Origin of the sequence: Thioalkalivibrio versutus (assembly GCF_001999325.1) — a bacterium.
GTDB lineage: Bacteria > Pseudomonadota > Gammaproteobacteria > Ectothiorhodospirales > Ectothiorhodospiraceae > Thioalkalivibrio > Thioalkalivibrio versutus.
This window is the reverse complement of record NZ_MVAR01000015.1, coordinates 20,634-42,683: the sequence shown is the minus strand read 5'-3', so window position 1 is coordinate 42,683 and position 22,050 is coordinate 20,634. Positions and strand designations below refer to the sequence as shown.

General features: G+C 68.2%; 20 protein-coding genes. 8 read left to right on the top strand and 12 right to left on the bottom strand.

The genetic code is table 11. From position 1 onward, the window contains the following. Nucleotides 1-63 precede the first annotated feature (63 nt). The 6 genes from ribBA to B0684_RS05425 all read right to left on the bottom strand — a co-directional run bounded on the left by ribBA (nt 64) and on the right by B0684_RS05425 (nt 6,364). Nucleotides 64-1,170, bottom strand: a complete 1,107-nt coding sequence (ribBA, locus tag B0684_RS05450) for a bifunctional 3,4-dihydroxy-2-butanone-4-phosphate synthase/GTP cyclohydrolase II (RefSeq protein WP_018169399.1) — start codon at nt 1,168-1,170, stop codon at nt 64-66. Between the two features lie 24 nt (nt 1,171-1,194). Further along, nucleotides 1,195-1,878, bottom strand: coding sequence for a riboflavin synthase (locus B0684_RS05445; protein WP_018650368.1), 684 nt, complete (start codon nt 1,876-1,878; stop codon nt 1,195-1,197). Between the two features lie 361 nt (nt 1,879-2,239). After that, complete coding sequence (ribD, locus tag B0684_RS05440) at nt 2,240-3,415, bottom strand: bifunctional diaminohydroxyphosphoribosylaminopyrimidine deaminase/5-amino-6-(5-phosphoribosylamino)uracil reductase RibD (RefSeq protein ID WP_018650369.1); 1,176 nt, start codon at nt 3,413-3,415, stop codon at nt 2,240-2,242. Continuing rightward, the gene (gene nrdR / locus B0684_RS05435; protein ID WP_018650370.1) at nt 3,415-3,996 is read right to left on the bottom strand and encodes a transcriptional regulator NrdR; all 582 of its coding nucleotides are present in this window, start codon (nt 3,994-3,996) and stop codon (nt 3,415-3,417) included. Before nrdR ends, ribD begins: the two co-directional genes overlap by 1 nt. A gap of 33 nt (nt 3,997-4,029) precedes the next feature. Next, nucleotides 4,030-5,289: a serine hydroxymethyltransferase gene (glyA, locus tag B0684_RS05430; protein ID WP_018169395.1), complete on the bottom strand. Its 1,260-nt coding sequence runs from the start codon at nt 5,287-5,289 to the stop codon at nt 4,030-4,032. A gap of 280 nt (nt 5,290-5,569) precedes the next feature. After that, nucleotides 5,570-6,364 carry a transglutaminase-like domain-containing protein gene (locus B0684_RS05425; RefSeq protein ID WP_018176384.1) on the bottom strand — a complete coding sequence of 265 codons (795 nt, stop codon included), beginning with the start codon at nt 6,362-6,364 and terminating at the stop codon, nt 5,570-5,572. Nucleotides 6,365-6,511: 147 nt separating this feature from the next. Between B0684_RS05425 and B0684_RS05420 the strand changes: the two genes are divergently transcribed. The 7 genes from B0684_RS05420 (at nt 6,512) to B0684_RS05390 (ending at nt 14,786) form a co-directional block, all read left to right on the top strand. Continuing rightward, on the top strand, nt 6,512-7,519 hold the full coding sequence (locus B0684_RS05420; protein ID WP_018650371.1) for a TAXI family TRAP transporter solute-binding subunit: 1,008 nt from the start codon (nt 6,512-6,514) through the stop codon (nt 7,517-7,519). Beyond that, nucleotides 7,512-10,301, top strand: coding sequence for a TRAP transporter permease (locus tag B0684_RS05415; protein ID WP_018650372.1), 2,790 nt, complete (start codon nt 7,512-7,514; stop codon nt 10,299-10,301). Before B0684_RS05420 ends, B0684_RS05415 begins: the two co-directional genes overlap by 8 nt. A 28-nt stretch (nt 10,302-10,329) precedes the next feature. Next, a complete protein-coding gene (locus B0684_RS05410) occupies nt 10,330-10,734 on the top strand; it encodes a DUF302 domain-containing protein (protein ID WP_018146111.1) in 405 nt (134 codons plus the stop codon). A 23-nt stretch (nt 10,735-10,757) separates the two neighbouring features. Then, nucleotides 10,758-11,867 carry a glycolate oxidase subunit GlcE gene (gene glcE, locus B0684_RS05405; RefSeq protein WP_018169392.1) on the top strand — a complete coding sequence of 370 codons (1,110 nt, stop codon included), beginning with the start codon at nt 10,758-10,760 and terminating at the stop codon, nt 11,865-11,867. Nucleotides 11,868-11,871: 4 nt separating this feature from the next. Then, entirely contained in the window at nt 11,872-13,137 is a 1,266-nt protein-coding gene (gene glcF, locus B0684_RS05400; protein ID WP_018169391.1) for a glycolate oxidase subunit GlcF, read from the top strand. 64 nt (nt 13,138-13,201) lie between these two features. Further along, a complete protein-coding gene (locus B0684_RS05395) occupies nt 13,202-14,386 on the top strand; it encodes a pyridoxal-phosphate-dependent aminotransferase family protein (RefSeq protein ID WP_018169390.1) in 1,185 nt (394 codons plus the stop codon). Between the two features lie 70 nt (nt 14,387-14,456). Beyond that, nucleotides 14,457-14,786, top strand: a complete 330-nt coding sequence (locus B0684_RS05390; protein ID WP_018169389.1) for a hypothetical protein — start codon at nt 14,457-14,459, stop codon at nt 14,784-14,786. 313 nt (nt 14,787-15,099) lie between these two features. Here the strand turns inward: B0684_RS05390 and B0684_RS05385 are convergent, their stop codons facing one another. From B0684_RS05385 to B0684_RS05360, 6 genes are all read right to left on the bottom strand, one after another. Then, nucleotides 15,100-15,630 carry a phosphatase PAP2 family protein gene (locus B0684_RS05385; protein WP_018176389.1) on the bottom strand — a complete coding sequence of 177 codons (531 nt, stop codon included), beginning with the start codon at nt 15,628-15,630 and terminating at the stop codon, nt 15,100-15,102. Next, nucleotides 15,605-16,837 (bottom strand): glycosyltransferase family 4 protein, encoded by a 1,233-nt coding sequence (locus B0684_RS05380; protein ID WP_018169387.1) that lies wholly within the window; start codon nt 16,835-16,837, stop codon nt 15,605-15,607. The genes B0684_RS05385 and B0684_RS05380 overlap by 26 nt, the downstream gene beginning before the upstream one ends. A 24-nt stretch (nt 16,838-16,861) precedes the next feature. Then, the gene (locus B0684_RS05375) at nt 16,862-17,602 is read right to left on the bottom strand and encodes a lysophospholipid acyltransferase family protein (RefSeq protein WP_018169386.1); all 741 of its coding nucleotides are present in this window, start codon (nt 17,600-17,602) and stop codon (nt 16,862-16,864) included. A 4-nt stretch (nt 17,603-17,606) separates the two neighbouring features. Further along, entirely contained in the window at nt 17,607-18,422 is an 816-nt protein-coding gene (locus B0684_RS05370) for a GNAT family N-acetyltransferase (protein WP_018169385.1), read from the bottom strand. Nucleotides 18,423-18,579: 157 nt separating this feature from the next. Next, the gene (locus B0684_RS05365) at nt 18,580-18,993 is read right to left on the bottom strand and encodes a rhodanese-like domain-containing protein (RefSeq protein WP_018146120.1); all 414 of its coding nucleotides are present in this window, start codon (nt 18,991-18,993) and stop codon (nt 18,580-18,582) included. A gap of 105 nt (nt 18,994-19,098) precedes the next feature. After that, a complete protein-coding gene (locus B0684_RS05360; RefSeq protein WP_018176392.1) occupies nt 19,099-21,132 on the bottom strand; it encodes a thioredoxin domain-containing protein in 2,034 nt (677 codons plus the stop codon). A 101-nt stretch (nt 21,133-21,233) separates the two neighbouring features. On the opposite strand from B0684_RS05360, the gene lgt reads away from it, so the two are divergent. Continuing rightward, a complete protein-coding gene (gene lgt, locus B0684_RS05355) occupies nt 21,234-22,049 on the top strand; it encodes a prolipoprotein diacylglyceryl transferase (protein WP_018146122.1) in 816 nt (271 codons plus the stop codon). The last annotated feature ends 1 nt before the right edge of the window (nt 22,050 follow it).

Here is a 22,050-nt window from a genome sequence, read left to right as displayed (position 1 = left end):
TGGGCTGATGAAGGACCCGCGGGCCCCGTTTTCGAATGGCGCTAGTGTAGCACCGCCGTCGGTCTACTCGTGGACGTAGTCCACCACCTCCAGGCCGAAACCCCCGAGGCCGTGGAAGCGCTTCGGCGCGGACATCAGCTTCATGCGCCCGACGCCGCAGTCGGCGAGAATCTGTGCGCCGATCCCGTACATGCGCCATTCGGCGGAGTTCTCGCGCCCGCTGCGTTCCTCCGGCGCGGGCTGACCGATATTCTCCAGCCGCTGGGCCAGGGCGTTGCCACTCTCGTGCTTGCGCAGCACTACCACCACACCCGCGCCCGCCTCGTCGATCCGGCGCAGGGCATCATCCAGCGGCCAGCCACGATCCGGACCGGCATAACCGAGGGTATCGCACAGCGTGCTCTCCAGATGCACGCGCACCAGGGTGTCCTGGTCCGGCTTTGGCTCGCCACGCACCAGGGCAAAATGCAGTTCGTGGTCCACTTCGTCCTCGAACGCCAGCAGGCGAAACTCGCCATGCTCGGTCGGGAACGGACGCTCGGACACCCGCCGGACCGTCTTCTCGTTCTCGATGCGGTAGCGGATCAGATCCTCGATGGTGCCCATCTTCAGGTCATGCTCGGCGCAGAAGCGTTCGAGATCCGAACGCCGCGCCATGCTGCCGTCCTCGTTCAGGATCTCGACGATCACCGCGGCCGGCTCGGCCCCGGCCAGGCGCGCGAGATCACAGCCGGCCTCGGTATGCCCGGCCCGCACGATCACCCCGCCCGGCTGCGCCATCAGCGGGAACACGTGGCCCGGCTGGACGATGTCCTCGGGCGTCGCATTGGGCGCCACGGCGGTGCGGATGGTGTGCGCGCGATCGTAGGCGGAGATGCCGGTGGTCACGCCCTCGGCCGCCTCGATCGACAGCGTGAAGTTGGTGCCGTGCACGTCGTTGGTGTCGGTCACCATCAACGGCAGCGCCAGCTGCTTGCAGCGCTCGCGGGTCAGCGTCAGGCAGATCAGCCCCCGGCCGTACTTGGCCATGAAGTTGATGTCTTCCGGGCGCGCGTGCGAGGCGAGCATCAGCAGATCGCCTTCGTTCTCGCGATCCTCGTCATCGACGATGACCACCATGCGTCCGGCCTGAAGCTCTTCCAGGATGGTTTCGGTATTGGAAAATTCCATAGATTCCTGCTTTCGGCCGCGCAGTTAGTCGCGCGAACCGGAGTGATTGGGAAAGCCCTGCTCGGCCAGCCAGGCCTCGGACAGATCGCCCGCCTGGGTACCCGGCTCGGCCGCTCGATCGCCCAGCATCAGGCGTTCCAGATAGCGGGCGATCAGGTCCACCTCCAGGTTGACCGGTGTGCCCACCGCGTACACGGCGAACCGGGTCAGCGACCAGGTATGCGGGATGATGTTCACCTCGAACTCGGCGCCGTCCACCCGGTTCACCGTCAGACTGGTACCGTCGATGGTGATCGAGCCCTTGGCCGCGATGTAGCGGGCCAGCGGGGCCGGCGCGCGAAAACGCACGCGGGTGGAACGCGCATCGGGCTCCATCGCCACGACTTCGCCTACACCGTCGACATGCCCGGACACCATGTGCCCGCCCAGGCGATCACCCAGCGCCAGCGCGCGTTCGAGATTCACCCGATCCCCCGGACCGAGATGGCCCAGCGTGGTGACATCCAGCGACTCCCGCGAGACATCGGCGGCAAAGCCATTACCCGGCAGATCGGTCACCGTCAGGCAGACGCCGTTGACCGCGATGGAATCCCCCAGGCGGGTATCCGACAGGTCCATCCCGGTCGCATTGACGTGCAAGCGCACATCGCCCCCGCTGGGGGTGAGGCGCTCCAGGCTGCCAAGGGTCTCGATGATTCCGGTAAACATGGATGTCCACTCGTTCGGTCGGGTCCGGAGCACAATGCCGGGCCACAGGCGCCCCATCATAGGGAAACGCTAATGAATTCGCACCACGACCCGGGCGTTTATAGTGGCAACGCCGGTCCTCGCAAGTCCTTCAAGGGCCATCACGAAGCCCACGAAGCCACGAAGCAGGTCAATGGCGATTGCAGATCGAAAGGCGCTTAGAACGAAGCCGAACAGGGGGCCCTATGGTTTATCCAGAGCCGAGGCGTTGGATTGCCGCGCCTCGAGCTCCATCATCCTCCCCGTCTTCCTATCGATCGCTCTTGCTACTTGCCCTGCCCGCTCTTCCTGTCGTCGTGCGCTTCGTGATGCAAACAAGCCCTTACGAACGCGGACGGGCAAGCAGACGCAGGGTATCGCCGACCCAGCGGGTGTCGATGACTTCGAGTTCGGCGCGTTCGGCCATGCGGGCCAGTGGCCACTCCACCAGGGGACGGGCGCTGGAGCCCATCAGCAACGGCGCCTGGTAGATCAGCCACTCGTCGACCCAGCCACCGCGGGCGAGCGCACCGGCCAGGCCGGGTCCGGATTCCACGTGGAGCTCGTTGACCTCTGCCCGTCCCAGCTCCGTAAGCACCGCACCCAGATCAAGCCCGCCCTCGGCAGATTCCTCCGCCAGCGGCACGGCCCGCACCTCGGCACCCTTGCCGCGCAGGGCATCCGCCGCAGGCGAGCCCACCACATCGGGACTGGTGAGGATCCAGACCGGCCCGTCACGCAGGATCTGCGAGCCCGGGGGCGTGCGCAGGCGCGCATCGAGGATGACGCGCAGTGGCTGCCGGGTCGGCAGATCGTGATAACGCGGGTGATCCGGGAAGCCGGCATGGGCAGCCAGATCAAACGGCTTCATGCGCACATTCAGGCGCGGGTCATCGCCGACCACGGTGCCACTGCCGGTGACGATCGCCCCGGCCCGCGCCCGCCACAGTTGCACGTCGCGCCGCGCCGCCTCGCCGGTAATCCACTGCGACTCGCCGGAGGCCATGGCCGTCCGCCCGTCCAGGCTCGCAGCCAGCTTGACCCGCACCCAGGGGCGCCCCTGCTCCATGCGCTGCACGAAGCCGGGGTTCAGCGCCCGTGCCTCGGCCTCCAGCACGCCGCTGTCGACCCGGATACCGGCCGCCTGCAAGGCATCGATCCCGCCCCCGCATACCTGTGGGTTCGGATCCAGCATCGCGATCACGACCCGCGCGACGCCCGCCCGGATCAGCGCATCGGTACACGGCGGGGTGCGGCCCTGATGACTGCAGGGCTCCAGGGTCACGTAGGCGGTCGCGCCTTGCACGGCCTCACCGGCCGCTTGCAGCGCGTTCACCTCGGCATGCACCTCGCCGGCCTTCCAGTGCAGGCCCGCGCCTACCTCCCGGCCGTCGCGCACGATGACGCAGCCCACCCGCGGATTCGGATCCGCGGTGAAGCGGCCGTAGTCCGCCAGTTTCAGGGCGCGCGCCATGTGCCGGCGGTCGGCAATGACCTGCTCGGTCGTCGGCGCTTCCATTACATCCCCTCCTGCGAGCCGCTGTCCGTCGCCGGGGTAGCCCGCCCGTCCGCCGCGGATTCCGGGGCGTTTCCGGTCGCCTCCTCGTCGATCAGGCGCATCTGCGAACGGCGCATCTCCGGGCTGAGGTCATCCTCCAGCCGTTCGATCGCCTCACGGAAGGACTGCACACTGGCGAAGCTGAGATAGATAGAGGCAAAACGGATATAGGCCACATGGTCCAGCCCGTGCAAGGCCGCCAGCACCATTTCGCCGATGCGGTCGGACTTCACCTCGGGGGCCGTGACGGCCGAAAGCTGGCGCTTGATGTCGTCGATCACGCGCTCGACATCATCGGTCTTCACCGGGCGCTTGTGCAGTGCTCGGCGCAGACCGCTGCGCAGCTTTTCCTCGTCGAAGGCGACCCGTTCACCGGAACGCTTGACCACCCGCGGCAGGCTGAACTCCGCCCGCTCGAAGGTGGTAAAGCGCGCACCACAGGCACGGCACTGCCGCCGGCGCCGGATCTGTTCCTGCTCCGGGCCGGCCACCCGCGAATCCACCACGCGGGTGTCCTGATCATGACAGGACGGACAGCGCATCCCGGGCCCCGTCAGCCGGCCAACTGGCGGTGGTTATTCGCCGTGACCGTACACCGGGAAGCGACGGCAGATCTCGAGGACCTTCTCGCGGGTCGCGTCGATCACCTGCTCGTTCTCGTGATCATCCAGCACGTCGGCGATCCAGCCGGCCAGCTCGCGGGACTCGGACTCGGTGAAGCCGCGAGTGGTCAGCGCAGCGGTGCCGATGCGAATGCCGGAGGTCACGAACGGGGACTGCGGATCGTTCGGCACGGCGTTCTTGTTGACCGTGATGTTGGCACGGCCCAGCGCGGCATCCGCGGCCTTGCCGGTCATGCCCTTGGCGACCAGGCTCAGCAGGAACAGGTGGTTGTCGGTACCGCCGGAGACGATATCGAAGCCACGCTCCACCAGCACCTCGGCCATCGCGCGGGCGTTGGCGATCACCTGCTTCTGGTAGGTCTTGAATTCCGGCTCCAGGGCCTCCTTGAACGCCACCGCCTTGCCGGCGATCACGTGCATCAGCGGACCACCCTGGGTGCCCGGGAAGATCAGCGACTGGAACTTCTTGTTCAGTTCCGGCTGCCCCTTGGAGATGATGAAGCCGCCACGCGGCCCGCGCAGGGACTTGTGCGTGGTGGAGGTGACCACATGGGCGTGGTCGATCGGGTTGGGGTACTCGCCGGCGGCGATCAAGCCGGAGACGTGGGCCATGTCGACCATCAGGTAGGCACCGACGCTATCCGCGATCTCGCGGAAGCGCTTCCAGTCGACCACGCGCGAATAGGCGGAAAAGCCGGCGACGATCATCTTCGGCTGGTGCTCGGTGGCCAGGCGCTGGACCTCGTCGTAGTCGATCAGGCCCTCGTCGGTGATGCCGTACTGCACCGCGTTGTAGATCTTGCCGGAGAAGTTCGGCTTGGCACCGTGGGTCAGGTGGCCGCCGGCGTCCAGGCTCATGCCCAGGACGGTGTCATGCGGCTGCAGCAGGGCCATGTACACCGCGGCGTTGGCCTGGGAGCCGGAATGCGGCTGCACGTTGGCGTAGTCGGCGCCGTAGAGCTGCTTCAGGCGATCGATGGCCAGCTGCTCAACCACGTCGACGTGCTCGCAACCGCCATAGTAGCGCTTGCCCGGGTAGCCCTCGGCGTACTTGTTGGTCAGCACCGAACCCTGCGCTTCCATCACGCGCGGGCTGGTGTAGTTTTCCGACGCGATCAGCTCGATGTGCTCTTCCTGACGCTGCGACTCGTCGCGGATGGCATTCCAGAGGTCGTCGTCGTAGCCGTGGATACTCATGTCGATCGAAAACATTCGGGTCTCCCGTTCAAAGCGTTGGATTCAGCGGATTTCGGCGCGCCAGCTACTTGGGGCGCTGCCGCAAAAAGGCCGCCAATCATACGCCATCCGGCCCTTCTTTTCAGGCCGGACGTCTCCCGACACGGCCGCTGCGGACCACCGAGCCCCCTTCCAAGACCGGTGTTTCACAAATCCGATCAGGCACTTTGATGCCCGGCCACACCCCGGGAAGACCAGTGGCACAAACCCCTTCCGCTCATCCGGAAAACGGGCCGCGTGCGCTTGCTCCAACGCCTTAGTTCGGCCCTTCGATTCGACGGACGTCGACGTCGTGGCGGGTCGGGTATACCGGCAGGCCGAACTGGTTGTAGACCGCCACATCGGCCGCATCACGGCCATAGCCCACGACCACGTAGCCACCCCGCAACTCGGCCTGGGTCGCATCAAAGGTGTACCAGCGCCCCCCGACGAAGGCCTCGAACCAGGCATGCATGTCCATCGGCTGCAGGCCGTGCAGGTACCCGACCACCATGCGCGCCGGGATACTGAGACTGCGGCACAGTGCAATCCCGAGATGCGCCAGGTCGCGACACACCCCGCTCCCGCGCTGATTCACCTCCGCGGCCGAGATCGGGATATCGCTGGTCCCCGGGAGATATTCGATGCGCTCGCGCAGCCACTGCTCGATGGCCGCCACCTGGTCGTAACCCAGCCACTGGCCGGCAGTAATTTCGGTCGCCATCAGGTTGAAGCGATCCGATTCGCAAAATCGGCTCGGCAGGAGATAACTCAGTACGGCATCCGGCAGGGACTGCACCTCGACAAACGGTGCGCCCGGGGCCCGGTCGAGGGCCTCGGCCGTCTGCACCTCCGCCGCGGTATGGATGAAGAACGTCCCTGGCGGCGCGATCAGGCGCTGGCAGAGGTTGCCGTAGATGTCGACGAACTCGGACACCGGCGCCGTCGGCACCAGGCGATATTCCTCGCGCGCGACCCATTGCAGCGGGCCACTGCGCGGTCGCAGCATCAGCACAAACGGCGTGGGTTCGACGATCTCGAACTCGAAGTCACAACGGGTCTCGAGCCACATGAACGGGGCCTCTTGGGGTGAACCTCCTACACTACGCCCTGCCCGACGGCGGGGCTACATGCAGGCGGCCCTGGCAGCCGGCTGCGACCGTGTACATTGGCACGCGATTCCCTACACTTCCGAAATCGCCTGTTCCCCGGAGCCCGTATGCGAGGACGACCCGACCACCGCACCGCGAGACGCCGCACCCGGCACCTGACCGTTGGGCTGCTTGCCCTCGGCCTGTTGCTGCTCGCACCCCTGGCCCAGGCGGAACAACGCTTCATCAACATCGGCACCGGCGGCGTCACCGGCGTGTACTACCCGGCCGGCCAGCACCTGTGCCGGCTGTTCAACACCCGCCGCGACAGCCACGGGATGCGCTGTACCGCGGAGAGTACGGGCGGTTCGGTATTCAACCTGAACATGGTGCGTTCCGGCGACATGGACTTCGGCGTGGCCCAGTCGGATCTTCAGTACCACGCCTATCATGGCAGCGGCCGCTTCGAGGCCTTCGGGCCCGCCGACCACCTGCGCGCGATGTTCAGCCTGCACCCCGAGCCGCTGACCCTGGTGGTGCGCCCGGACGCGGACATCGCGGGCCTGGACGACCTGCCGGGCAAGCGGGTGAACATCGGCAATCCCGGCTCCGGCCAGCGCACCCTGATGGAACAGCTGATGGACACGCTGGGCTGGGACCACAACACCTTCCGCCGGGTCAGCGAACTGCCCTCGCGCGAACAGGCCCAGGCCCTGTGCGACAACCGCATTGATGCCTTCGTGTTCTCGGTGGGACATCCCTCCGCGGCGATCCAGGAGCCCATCGCCACCTGCGATGCCCGACTGATCTCGCTGGAGGGCCCGGCCATCGACGCACTAATCCGCTCGACCCCGTATTACCTGACGGCCGTGATCCCCGCGGACACCTACCCGGGGCAGGACCAGGACATCCACACCTACGGCGTGGGCGCCACCCTGGTCACCTCCAACCGCACCTCGAACAACGCCGCCTACGAGCTGACCCGCGCGGTGTTCGAGAACTTCGAGACCTTCCGCGGCCTGCACCCGGCCTTCAGTGGCCTCGAACGCGAGGGCATGGTGGACGAGGGCCTGTCCGCACCCCTCCACCCCGGTGCCCGACGCTACTTCCGTGAAGCGGGGCTGATCGATGACTGATAGCCGAACGCAAAGCCCGGAGACTTCCGCCCCCGATGACGCCTCCATCGGGGAGCTGGAAACCGGCGGACGCCATCCCGGCCGCGCCACCCGCAGCCTGATCTGGCTCACGGCCGTGGCCTGGTCGCTGTTCCAGATCTGGATCGCATCGCCGATCGCCGACTGGGTGGACGTCTTCGTGGTCTCCGAGACCGAGGCCCGCTCGATCCACCTGGCGTTCGCCATCTTCCTCGGCTACCTGCTGTTCCCGGCGGTCCGCGCCACCGCCCGCGGCAAAGGCTGGCAACACGCCATCGGCATCCTCTATGCCCTGGGCGGGCTGGCCCTGATCGCGCTGGGGCTGTGGCAGTTGCTCGGCCTGGAACGCCTGGGCGAGGTCTACCTGGCGCTCGGCATCGCCCTGGTGGTGGTCGCCTGGCCACTCCTGCGCGGAAACGACCCCGTGCATCGCGTGCCCCTTGGCGACTGGGTGTTCGCCGTGGTCGCGGCCTTCAGCGCCCTGTATCTGTACCTGTTCCACGAGGCGCTGGCGACACGCCCCGGCGCCCCCACCGAGGTGGACCTGATCATGGCCGGGATCGGGCTGATCCTGCTGCTGGAGGCCACCCGCCGGGTGCTCGGCCCGGCGCTGACCATCATCGCCGCGATCTTCCTGTTCTATACCTTTGCCGGGCCGCTGATGCCGGACCTGATCGCCCATCGCGGCGCCAGTTACCCGCGCGCGATGGCCCAGCAGTGGCTGTCCAACGAGGGTGTATTCGGCATCGCGCTGGGCGTCTCCACCAGCTTCGTCTTCCTGTTCGTACTGTTCGGTGCATTGCTGGAGCGCGCCGGGGCCGGCGACTACTTCATCCGCGTCGCCTTCGCCCTGCTCGGGCACCTGCGCGGCGGCCCGGCCAAGGCGGCGGTGCTGGCCTCCGGGATGACCGGCGTGGTCTCCGGCTCGTCGATCGCCAACGTGGTCACCACCGGCACCTTCACCGTACCGCTGATGAAGCGGGTCGGCTTTGCCCCGCACAAGGCCGGCGCGGTAGAGGTCGCCAGTTCGGTGAATGGCCAGCTGATGCCGCCGGTGATGGGCGCCGCCGCGTTCCTGATGGTCGAGTACGTCGGCATCCCTTATGTCGAGGTGCTCAAGCACGCGATCCTGCCGGCGCTGATCGCCTATATCGCACTGATCTACATCGTCCACCTGGAGGCCTGCAAGAACGGCATGGAGGGCCTCCAGCGCGCCACCGTGACGACCTGGCGCGGGCGCCTGATCAGCTTCGCCTTGACCGTGGCCAGCCTGATCATCCTGGCGGGTGCGGTGTACTGGGGACTGGGCTGGATCAAGATCGTCGCCGGCGACGCCGCGGCCTGGATCATCGCCGGCCTGTTGTTCGCCACCTACCTGGTACTGGTCTGGATCGTCGCGCGCGAGCCGGACCCCGAGGCCCTGGATACCGAGCGCCCGCTGCCGCGGGTCGCCCCCACGGTCCTGAGCGGGCTGCACTACCTGCTGCCGCTGGTGGTGCTGGTCTGGGCGCTGGTGGTCGAACGCCTGTCGCCGGGGCTGGCGGCGTTCTGGGCGGTGGCGTTCATGATCTTCATCGTGCTGACCCAGCGCCCGCTGGTGGCCCTGTTCCGGCGCCAGGGGCGTCTCCTGCAAGCCGCGTGGGTTGGGGTCTGGGAACTGTTCCAGGGCTTCGAGACCGGCGCGCGCAACATGATCGGTATCGGCCTGGCCACCGCCGCGGCCGGGATCATCGTCGGCACGGTGGCGATGACCGGCGTCGGCCTGGTGCTGACCGACCTGGTGGATACCCTGTCCGGCGGCAACCTGCTGCTGGTGCTGGTACTGACCGCGGTGATCAGCCTGGTCCTTGGCCTGGGCCTGCCGACCACCGCGAACTACATCATTGTGGCGACCCTGATGGCCCCGATCATCGTCGATCTGGGGGCCCAGCACGACATCCTGATCCCGCTGATCGCGGCCCACCTGTTCGTGTTCTATTTCGGCATCATGGCCGACGTGACGCCACCGGTGGGCCTGGCCTCTTTTGCCGGCGCGGCGATCGCGAAGGCCGACCCGATTCGCACCGGGATCCAGGCCTTCGCCTACAGCCTGCGCACCATCGCGTTGCCGTTCTTCTTCATCTTCAACAGCCAGTTGCTGTTGATCGGGGTGGACAACGTGTTCCAGCTGGCGCTGGTCTTCCTCGGCTCGCTGGCCGGCATCCTCGCCTTTACCGCGGCCACCCAGGGCTGGTTCCTGACCCGCAGCCGCTACTGGGAGTCCGCCGCGTTGATGGCAGTCGCCTTCGTGCTGCTGGTCCCGACCGTGCTGATGGACCGCATCGCGGCTCCCTATCAGCACCAGCCGGCGGAGACCCTGCTCGAGGTCGTCGAGACCATCCCGGACCGCGACTCGCTGCGCCTGGAGGCCACCGGCATCGACCTGGAGGGCCGCGAGATCACCCGCACGGTGATGTTCCCCCTGGGCGACCCCGATCTGGCCCCGCGCGAGCGTCTGGCCGACGCCGGGCTGGACGTGCGCTTCGACCCGGACGACCAGAAGGCACAGATCCAGACGGTCGCTTTCGGCAGCCCGGCCGGCCGCGTAGGGTTGGAGGGTGGCTGGACCATCACCGGCGTACTGGTGCCGACCGAGCGCCCCAGCCCATACTGGTTCTACCTTCCGGCCCTGGCGCTGGGACTGCTGGTAGTCTGGAATCAGCGCCGACGCGCGGAACCGCCGGGGCGCGGCCCTTCCGCCGACACCCCCGCCCTTTCGGCGTAACCACGAACCGCAATCGGAGTACACCGCAATGGAACAACCCAACTACGGCTTCAATGTCATCGTGAAGGGCGGCATCGAGGACGTGATCGCGCAGACCACGGCCGCCCTCGGCGAGGAGGGCTTCGGCATCCTCAGCGATATCGACGTCGCTGCGGCCTTCAAGAAGAAACTGGATCTGGAGCATCGCCCCTACCGCATCCTCGGCGCCTGCAACCCGAACCTTGCACGCCAGGCCGTCGAAGCCGACCCCAACATCGGCCTTCTGCTGCCCTGCAACGTGCTGGTGCAGGACAACGAGAACGGCACCTGCACGGTCGGCTTCATGGACCCGGTCGCGGTCATGGGTCTGGTCGACAAACCCGGTGTCGAAGACCTGGCCGGCGAGGTACGCCATCGTCTGGAGCGCGTGCGCCTGACCCTCGAGACTGGCTAGTCCCCAGCTTCGCGAGCACACCTATGGATACTGGAACCGACCAGTCCGCCGGGCTGGCCGAGCGCATCCGAACGGCCGTCGCCGCCGGGCACCGCCTGGCGATCGCCGGCGGCGGCAGTCAGCGCGCGCGTGCCTTCCCCACGGGCTTCGAACCGGATGTCCAGCCACTGGAGGCCAGCGGCCATCACGGCATCGTCAACCTCGCACCCAGCGAGCTGGTGGTGACCGTGCGCGCCGGCACGCCGGTGATGGAACTGCAGGCCGCGCTGGAAGAAGTGGACATGATGCTGCCCTTCGAACCGGCCATGCCCACGCCGTCCAGCACCGTGGGCGGCATGGTGGCCCTGGGCCTGTCCGGCGCACGCCGCCCCTGGACCGCCAGCCTGCGCGACGCCGTGCTTGGCACCCGCATCGTCAACGGTCGCGGCGAGATCCTGCGCTTCGGCGGCGAAGTGATGAAGAACGTCGCCGGCTTCGACGTCTCGCGGCTGATGGCCGGCAGCCTCGGCAGCCTGGGCCTGCTGCTGGAGGTCAGCTTCAAGCTGCTGCCCGCCCCCGCCTACCAGGCCTGGCTGCGCCAGGAGAGCTCCGCCGCGGCCTTCATCGAGCAGGCGCGCGACTGGGGCCGTACCGCCCTGCCGTTCTCGGGCCTGGCCTGGGCTGACGGTATCGGCCACATCCGCCTGGGCGGTGGCCAGGAGGCCGTGCAGGAGGCCGCCGAACGCCTGGGCGCAGCACCGGATATCGACGGCCCGGCCTTCTGGGCGCAACTGCGCGATCGGCACCTGCCCTTCCTCACCCGACCCATGGCCCGCGACGAGCGCCTGTGGCGTCTGAGCCTGCCGCCCGCCACCCCGCCGCTGGATCTGCCCGGCGAATGGCTGCTCAACTGGGGCGGCGGCGAGCGCTGGCTGCGCTCCACGGCCACCCCGGACGCAGTGCGCGCTGCCACCGAGCAAGCGGGCGGACACGCCCGCCTGTGGTCCGGCGATCCGGCCGGGGCGGCCTGGCTGCACCCCCGCGCACCGGCCCATGCGCGCCTGGAGGGCGAGGTCCGCGCCGCCCTGGACCCTGACGGCGTGTTCTTCGCCCCGCTGATCACCCCTCATCCACGCACCGTGCCGGCGAGCTGAGGCCATGGAAACTCGCCTGCACCCGCGCTTCGAGAATGATCCGGCGGCGCGCATCGCCGAAGACGCCCTGCGTGCCTGCGTGCACTGTGGCTTCTGCAACGCGACTTGCCCCACCTATCAGGAACAGGGTGACGAGCTGGACGGCCCGCGCGGACGCATCTACCAGATCAAGCAGGTCCTGGAGAGCGGCGAGGCCAATACCACCACCCGCACCCACCTGGACCGCTGCCTGACCTGTCTCAACTGCATGACCACCTGCCCCTCCGGGGTCGATTACAACCACCTGGTCGCCTTTGGCCGGGAGGTGATCGAGGAAGACCTCCCGCGCGGCTGGCGCGACCGGCTGCTGCGCACCCTGCTGGTCCGCGCGCTGCCGGCGCGCTGGCCGTTCCGTCTAGCCCTGGGGCTGGGCCGCCTGGCCCGCCCACTGCTGCCCGCCACCCTGAAGCGCCGCGTGCCCGCACGCCACGGTGCCCGGGCCGGTGCAACCAACATTGGCGCGGCGACTCCGGCGGGCTTTCCCCACGGGCGCGTGCTGCTGCTCGGCGGCTGCGTGCACGATGCGATCGACGCCCGCATCAACGCCGCACTCCGGGGCCTGCTCGGGCGCCTTGGCATCGAGGTGGTCGAGGCCGGCGAGGCCCGCTGCTGCGGCGCGGTGGAACACCACCTGGCGTTCGCGGAGCGCACCCGCGAGCGGGTCCGGGCCAACCTCGACGCCTGGGAGTCGATCCTTGCGGACGGGGTGGACGCCGTCGTCAGCACCGCCAGCGGCTGCGGCGTGATGCTGCGCGACTACGCGCACATCCTGGCCGACGACCCGACGTATGCCGCACGCGCCGCCCGCTTCACGGCGCAGGTCCGCGACCCGGTCGAGCTGTTCGATATCCAGACCATCCGCAGCCTCGGCATCCGGGCGCCGGCAGATCACCCGCCCGTCGCCTGGCATGCCCCCTGCACCCTGCAACATGGCCAGGGCCTGGCCGGCCGCGTGGAACCGCTACTGCAGGCCGCCGGCTTCCACCTGGTGCCGGTCGCCGAGCCGCATCTGTGCTGCGGCTCGGCCGGAACCTATTCCATTCTCCAGCCGGCGATGGCGGGCCGTCTGCGCCAGCGCAAGCTGGACAACCTCGAGGCCAGCGGCCCCGCGCGCATCGTGACCGCCAACATCGGCTGCCAGACGCACCTGCAGTACGGGACCGATACGCCGGTCGAGCACTGGCTCACACTGCTCGAACGCCACTGCGGCGCAACTCCCGCCGGTGCGTAGGGGCGCTTGCCCAAGCCCCGACAGCACTCTAGATTCCCCCTTTTCCAATCCGGTAGACGCATCCATGCAGGCAAAATCCTTTCTCCCCCCGCAGCGCACCCTGATGGGCCCCGGCCCCTCCGACGTGAATCCGCGCGTGCTCGCCGCGATGAGCCGCCCGATCATCGGCCATCTGGACCCGGTGTTTGTCGGCATGATGGAGGAGATGAAGGGCCTGCTGCAGTACGCCTTCCAGACCAACAACGCCCTGACCCTGCCGGTCTCCGCCCCCGGTTCCGCCGGCATGGAGACCTGCTTCGTGAACCTGGTCGAACCGGGTGACAAGGTCATCGTCTGTATCAACGGCGTGTTCGGCACCCGGATGAAGGAGAACGTCGAGCGCTGCGGCGGTACCGCCGTGGTGATCGAGGACGACTGGGGCGCCCCGGTCTCCCCCGAGAAGGTCGAGGACGCGCTGAAGGGCAACCCGGACGCGAAAATCCTGGCCTTCGTGCACGCCGAGACCTCGACCGGGGCGCGCTCGGATGTCGAGACGCTGTGCCGCCTGGCCCGCGAGCATGACTGCCTGAGCATCGTCGACTCGGTCACCGGCCTCGCCGGCAGCCCGCTGTACGTGGACGACTGGGGCGTGGACGCGATCTACTCCGGCTCGCAGAAGTGCCTGTCCTGCACCCCGGGGCTGTCGCCGGTCAGCTTCAGCGAACGCGCGGTGGAATGCATCCAGGCACGCAGCCACAAGGTGCAGAGCTGGTTTCTCGACCTCAACCTGGTCATGGGCTACTGGGGCGGCGGCGGCAAGCGTGCCTACCACCACACCGCGCCGATCAACGCCCTGTACGCCCTGCACGAATCGCTGGTGATCCTCGCCGAGGAAGGCCTGGAGAACAGTTGGTCGCGCCACGATCGTCATCACGCTGCCCTGCGCGCCGGACTCGAGGCCATGGGCCTGAGCTTCCTGGTGGACGCCGAGCATCGCCTGCCGCAGCTGAACACCATTCACGTGCCGGAAGGCGTCGACGAGGCCGCGGTACGTGGCGAACTACTGAACCGCTACGGCCTGGAGATCGGCGCGGGACTCGGCCCGTACGCGGGCAAGGTCTGGCGCATCGGCCTGATGGGCCATGGCGCCAACGAGAAGAACGTGCTGCTGTGCCTGTCTGCGCTGGAGGCCGTGCTGGCCGACATGGGCGCGGTCACCCCTGGCCGTGCGCTGTCCGCCGCCCGCGCCACCTACGCGCAGCAAGGCTGAACCATTACCGGCCGCCGTCATCGCCTGCGAGCGATGACGGCGCTTCGAGACCCAACGGGAGACCTACACCATGACGCTAAGTCAACTGCTGCAGTATCTGGACGAACACATGGACGGCGTGTTCCTGGACGGCGACCCCGCCGCGTCACTGGAAAAGGCGCGCAGCGGAGACCACCGCAACCCCATCGCGGCCGAGGTCCTGGTCGCCCTGATGGACGGCGCCGGTTCCGACAGCCCGGACGCCACCATGGAACGGGCCGAGGCGGTCAAGTCCATCGGCCCGACCCGCCTGAAGTACATGGGCGACGACGCCCCGGTCGAGGGCTTCCGCCTGGTGGAAAAGACCATCGTCACCATCGACGCCGCCTACAACGAGGAAGCGCTCGCCCTGCGCGGCTGACGCCGCGCCCTGCCTCCGGACACAGCCGGCGGGGCATTCCGTGGGCCATCACCCCGGAAAGGCCTGAACGCCCCGCCATCCCGGCCGGAGTGAAGCCCTCCTCGTCATCCCGGCCGGAGCGAAGCCCTCCTCGTCATCCCGGCCGGAGCGAAGCTGTCACCGCCCCCCGGCCGGAGCAAACCTCTCCCCGTCATCCCGGCCGCAACGAAGCGGAGAGCCGGGATCTCCGGGAACGCCCCGGGCCGTTCAACCAGATCCCGGATAACCGCTGCGCGGTTTCCGGGATTACAAAGTGGGTGACGCAGGTTCGCTGTCAGAGCAGGCTGACCAGTCCAAGAACGGTCGCAGCCACCGTTGCGCCGATCAAGGCGCCCATGGCGACATCGCTCGGGTAGTGCAGGGCCAGCACCAGCCGCGAGGCGGCCACCAGCACCGCGAACGGCACGACCAGCCACGCCCACACCGGGAACCAGGCCACCAGGATCACCGTAAACCCCACCGCGTGCATCGTATGGCCGGAGGGGAAACTGAACTCGTCCAGCGGATCCACGGTGCGCGCGAACGGACGACCACGATGGCAGGGACGACGCCGGCTGGTGCGCCGCTTCAGCCACTTGTAGAGCGGCAGCGAGGCCAGCCCCACTACCGCCATCTGCAGACTGACCCAGGCCGCCTGCGGCCCATGGATCAGTGGCAGGGCAAGCATCAGCGCATACCAGATGGCCCCATCGCCCAGGCGGCTGATCCAGCCGAAGAACCCGCTGACGGCGCGACGGCGATTGTAGTGATTGAACCGCTGGCAGACCGCCAGCTCGAACTCATCCATCCAGTGCAGGACTCGCATCGCGCGCCTCTCCTAGCAGTTCCAGACAAACCGTTTCGAACTCGGCGACCACCTCGACCCAGTCAAGCCCACGGGCGCACGCCCGGGCGTGGCGCCCCATCTCGCTCCACCCCTCCGGGGTCTGTGCGAGTTCCGCAGCCGCCGTGACAAAGGCTGCGGCATCCGCCGTCACATCGCCGGTAAAGCGCACCCGGGCGCCGCTCACGCCGCTGATCACGTGCTCGTGAGCCGCCGCAGTATCGAAGGCCAGCACCGGGATCCCGCTGGCCATGGCCTCGATCACCACGTTGCCGAAGGTCTCGGAGGTGGATGGGAACAGGAACAGGTCGGCGCTGGCGTAGTGCTGGGCCAGGGCCTGCCCCACCTGCTGCCCGGTAAAGATCAGGTCCGGGTGTGCCCGCTCAAGCGCGACACGGGAGGGTCCGTCCCCCACCAGCACCAGGCGGGCGTCGGGCAGGCGCTCCTGCAATGTTCGGAAGGCTTCCACCACCAGCCCCAGATTCTTCTCTGGCGCCAGTCGGCCGACGTACAGGACCACCGGCCCGGGCCCCCATTGCCGACGCAGGCGCGAGGATCGCCGTGCCGGCGTGAAGTGCCGGGTATCCACGCCGCGCGCCATCACCCGCACGCGCTCGAAGCCATGGCCTGCAAGGCTTGTGGCCAGTGCCTGCGTGGGGGCCAGGGTTACGTCGCAGCGATTGTGGAAACGGCGCAGGACGGCCCGCACCAGAGGTGTCAGCCAGCCCACGCCGTAGTAGCGGGCATAGCCATCGAAATGGGTGTGAAACCCCGATGCGACGGGGATCCCGAGGCACCGTGCCGCGCGCAGGGCCGAGTGGCCAAGCGGCCCTTCGGTCGCGACATATACGGCGTCAGGCCGGTGTTCGGTCCACAGCGCCGTCAAGCGCCGGCGAGCCGGCAATCCCATGCGCAAACCGCTGTAGCCCGGAAGCGGCAACCCCGGCAATGGCCGCTCCTCCATTAAACCGTCCGTCTCCAGCGGGTCCACGACGACGGCCTTCGATTCGCCCGGCTGGCACGGACGCAGCACCTGCACGCGATGGCCGCGGCTGCGCATCCCCTCAACCAGGCGCGCGAGGGTATGGGCCACACCATTGACCTCCGGTGGCCAGGTCTCGGTCACCAGGGCCAGGTTCAGACATGGGCGGGAGGGGCGGCGGGATTCCGTGTGTAGCGGCGACGACATGGTGAACCCCCTCCCCGCCCGCCGCTACGAGGCGCGGGCGCTTGCGCGCCCCGAAGGCGGATCGACCGGCAGGCCGAGCACATCGACAATGGCGCTGCGGGCGCCGTCGGCCAGACTGCGCCGATCCTGGTTGGCGGATTCCAGCGGTGCCAGAAGATGCAGCTCCACGTGCGTCTCGCGCCGACACAACAGCTTCCAGACATTCGAGATCAGGCGATCGTCTTCCGCGTAGGACACCGGCACCGGGCCGTTCGGCATGCCTTCGTAGGCCAGCGCCACCGGCTGTACCGGGTGCTGGGTGCCGGCCACGGCCGCAAACAGTCGCGGGTGGAACCGGCGCACGAACTCGCCACGGCTGGTCGTGCCTTCCGGGAACACCACGAACTGCAGGCCCTCGTCGAGCCCGGCCCGCATCGCCTCGAAGTGGGCCGACGCCTGATTGGCCCCGCGTTCGATGAAGCGGGTGTCATGCTGACGGCCGAGCCAGCCGATGATCGGCCAACGTGCGATCTCCGCCTTGGAGAGGAAACAGGTGTCCATCGCGGCGCCGATTAGCGGGATATCCAGCCAGGAGACATGGTTGGCCACCACCAGTGACGTACGCCGGGGTTCCTCGCCATGGATCCGGAGCCGCACCCCCACGATCCACAGCGCGCGGTCGTACCAGGCGCGGCGGATGCGGCTGCGTTCCGCGAAGTCGGCCCCCCGGCGGACCATCCGCCAGGTCAGCCAGACCCCCGCCAGCATGTGCAGCACGATGCGCATCAGCCTACCCAGTGCCCGCAGTGTTCCGGTCATGCTCCGTTCCTCGGCTTGCGGGCGTCATAGCGCCCATGAAGTGCCGATGGTAACGGTCCGGCATGGCGCGCACATCCAGCAGGACAAGCACGTCGGCCACATTGAAATCGGGATCGAAACAGGCCTCGCCGCAGACCCGGGCACCCAGGCGAAGGTAGGCTTTCAGCAACGGCGGCAGCCCGGTACGGCTGGGTGTGCCATGGCAGATGGTCAGGGAATTGGGCAGCGGCCGGCGCGGCGTCACCCGCAGACGTGACGGGGCTCGATGGAACAGGCGTAGCCAGGCCAGCTGGGCCGGCGTCTGCTCGCTCAATGGTAGGCTCGCACAGCCCATCAGGTAGTCGTAACGATGGGCGTTCATGAACCGCGCCAGGCCGGTCCACAGCGCGTTGATCGCGGCCCCCTGACGATGATCCGCGCGCACGCAGGTGCGGCCGATCTCCAGGGTCTTCCCCGGGAGATTCATCAACGGGCCCAGTTCGAATTCGGACAGCGAGTAGAAGCCACCGGCCGTGCTGGCGCTCTCCTCGGTGAGGATGCGTGTGCAGGCAACCACCGTACCGGAGTGCCGTTCGCGCACCAGCAGGTGATGACAGAAGGGGTCCAGGGGATCCCGGTCCAGACCGGATCCAGCATCCGGAAGCGCAGCCCCCATCTCGCCGGCGAAGACCTCGTGGCGCAGGCGCTGGGCCGCCTCGAGCTCCGACGGGCTGGACGCGAGGTGGACGCGGTAGGCGGTTTCGTTCGCCGCGATCGGTGTAGCTGGGGACAGCTGCGGTTCGCTCATGGTGGCGACCTCCGGTTGAACTGTCCCGGAGACTACGCCGCGTGGTTGACCGCCCCGTGTAGGAACGATGACGGTCGGATGAACCCGCCGCCGGAACCGTGCCCGAATACGGCACCGTTCGGGGCGGAGGCCCCTGCCCCCGCCCGGCCAGCCTCTGCTACGGCAGCGGGCCCGTGTAGGCGCCGGATTCCACCGGCAGGTCCTCGCCTTCCCAGCTCTTGATACCGCCGGCGATGTTCACCACGTTGGTAAAGCCCATGTCCTGCAGTCGCTGCACGGACATCGCGGCACGGCCGCCGGTTGCGCACATCACGGCCACCGGCTTCTCGCGGGCGTTCACCAGCGCGTCGATGCGGTGCGGGGTGTTGGGATCGGCCGCACCTTCCAGCAGGCCGCGCGGGACGAGGATGGAGTTCGGCGCGTGCATCTTTTCGAACTCGTAGGGCTCGCGCACATCCACCACCAGCCAGTCCTCGCCGTTCTCCATCTTCTCGGCAAGATCCGCCGGGGCGATCTCCTTCACGTTCTTCCGCGCCTCGGCGACGAAATCCATCAGCTTCTTCTCGCTCATTCGAACATTCCCTTTTGCAATGAATCGGACTACCCCCCGCAGGAGCCTGCTTGCAGGCTCCTGCACACGGGCTCTCATTCTACCGTAGGTGCGAGTCCGGGCGATTCAACCCTCGTCGAGCGCACCTTCCAGCGCAACGGGATCGGTCACCGGGGCCGCGCACTGCAACCCGCGACAGACATAGGCCCGCACGCCCGTCTCCGGGGCGGCTTTCTCCGCGAGCGCGGCGGGCAGATCGCCGGCCGGCGCGGGAATCGCGAAGGTCCACACCGGAGCATCCTGCACCCGCAGTCGCTGCTGCCACGCGGGAAGTTCGTCGGCTGGCCCCCGCAGCACGACCAGGGCCGGCGCCTGGTAATGGATGTCCAGCGCGGTCAGCAGGCTCATGTGGCCCAGTGGCGCCTGCTCGACCATCGGGCCGGCGTTCGCCAGCGTGCGCTCGGCCGCCTCCAGGTAGCGGGGTTCGGACAGCAGGAACCCGAGTTTCTGCAATACCTGAGCGGCGGTCCCGTTGCCGGCCGCCATGGCATCGTCGGCATAGACCTTCGGGCGCTGGATCAGTGCCTCGTGATCCCGGGCGGTGAAGAAGAAACCGCCCTGTTCGCGGTCCTCGAAGTCCTCCAGCAGGGTGTCGGCCAGCGTGGTGGCCCAGGCCAGCAGGTCGCTGTCCCACTCGGCCTCCAGCAGCGCCAGCGTGGCCTCCAGCAACAGGGCGTGATCGTCCAGGTAGGCGCGCGGCATCGCGCCGGTCGCCCCCTCGCGCACGCTGGCGCACAACCGGCCGTCGCGCCACAGACGCTCGCGCACGGCGGTCATCGCCTCGCGTGCCAGGCGCAACCATTCCGGGCGCTCCAGGGCGCGCGCGGCACGCGCCAGGCCCGCGATCATCAGGGCATTCCAGGCGCCCAGGATCTTCTCGTCGCGATGCGGTCGCACCCGGTCCTCGCGTGCCGCGAGCAGGCGTTCGCGGGCCCGGTCCAGACGCGTGTTCGCCTCCGCTTCGTCGATCCCCAGCGCATCCGCGACGGTCGCCGCTGGTGCCACCTCGTGCAGATGCCAGCGCCCCTCGAAATTGGCCGGGCCGTGGAGTCCCCAGACCCGGCTGGCGACGGCCCACTCGTCCTCCGTCAGGAGCGCCTGGACCGTCTCCGGGTCCCAGACATAGAAGCGTCCTTCCTCGCCCTCGGAGTCCGCGTCCAGGCTCGAATAAAAGGCCCCGGAGGGATCCCGCATCTCGCGCTCCAGCCAGGCGACCGTCGGCTCCACCACCCGCCGCGCGCATTCGTCGCCGTGGGCGGCGCGCTCGGCGTACAGCCCCAGCAACGGCCCGTTGTCGTAGAGCATCTTCTCGAAGTGCGGGATCATCCAGCGGGCATCCACCGAGTAGCGGCAGAAGCCACCGCCCACCTGATCGAAGATCCCGCCGGCGGCCATCGCACCCAGGGTACGGGCCAGCATGCGCTCCGCCTCGGCATCGCCATGGCGCGCCGAGTGCCAGGCCAGCCACTCGAGCGACGCTGGGTGCGGGAACTTGGGGGCGTCCCCGAAACCGCCGAACTGCTCGTCGAAGGTCTTCGCCAGTTCGGCGCGCCCCTTGTCGATGACACTGAGGGCCGGGATCGCGCCACCGGCCGGGCTGTAGATCCGCCCCAGTGCCTGCTGCAACGAGTCGTTCTGGCGCTGGATCTCCTCGGGGTGCTCGGCGAGGAAATCGGACACCCGGGTCATCAGGTCCACGAACGATGGCAGGCCGTGGCGCGGGGTGTTCGGGAAGTAGGTCCCGGCAAAAAACGGCACCTGGTCCGGGGTCAGGAAGACGGTCAGCGGCCAGCCTCCGGGGCGCTGCGACAGCAGCATGTGCGCGTTCTGGTAGATGCGGTCGAGGTCCGGGCGCTCCTCGCGGTCCACCTTGATGTTGATGAAGCGCGCGTTCATCACCTCGGCGGTGGCCGGATCCTCGAAGGATTCGTGCGCCATCACGTGGCACCAGTGGCAGGCGGAATAACCAATCGAGAGCAGGATTGGCTTGTCCTCCCGGCGGGCGCGGTCCAGCGCCTCCTCGCCCCAGGGATACCAGTCAACAGGGTTGTCGGCGTGCTGCAGCAGATACGGGCTGCTGGCCCCGGCCAGTCGATTCATCGCGCGGCCTCCTTGCAGGTGGATCGGGCTAGCGGCATACAGGTGCATGCCGGGGCCCGGGCGAGTAGCATGTGCAGCCGGTTTTTCATCCGCAAGCGCCCATGCCCACACACCCGTTTATCGACCCCGTCGCCCTGTCCATCGGCCCACTGACCCTGTACTGGTACGGCCTGACATACCTGGTCGGCTTCGTCGCCTTCTGGGCGTTGGGCGTATGGCGCACCCGCAGCCGCAACTGGGACCCCCTGCACCCCTGGCAGGTCGGTGACCTGCTGTTCTGGGGCGTACTCGGGGTCGTCGTCGGCGGGCGGCTCGGCTATGCACTGTTCTACAACCTCGACACCACGCTGGCCGACCCGCTGAGCCTGTTCCGCATCTGGGAGGGCGGCATGGCCTTCCACGGCGGGCTGGCCGGCGTGCTGGTCACCTGCTGGCTATACGCCCGCAAGATCGGCCAGCCGTTCTTCCGTCTGACCGACTTCATCGCCCCCCTGATCCCGATCGGCCTGGGCGCCGGGCGCATCGGCAACTGGATCAACGGCGAGCTGTGGGGCAAACCCACCGACCTGCCCTGGGCCATGGTCTTCCCGGCCGCGGACTACATCCCCCGTCATCCGTCGCAGCTGTACCAGGCCTTTCTCGAAGGGCTCGTGCTGTTCGTGGTGTTGTGGGTCGTCTCGCGCCAGCCGCGGCGTACCGGACTGATCTCCGGGCTGTTCCTGACGCTTTACGGCAGCTTCCGTTTCGCGGTCGAGTTCGTGCGCGTGCCCGACGCCCATCTCGGCTACCTCGCCTTCGACTGGCTCACCATGGGACAGGTCCTGACCCTGCCGGTGATCCTGTTCGGCGTTGCCCTGATCGTCTGGTCGCGGCGCAACCCCCTGCCCGCACCCCGCCCGGCCCCGGAGACCGCCTGAG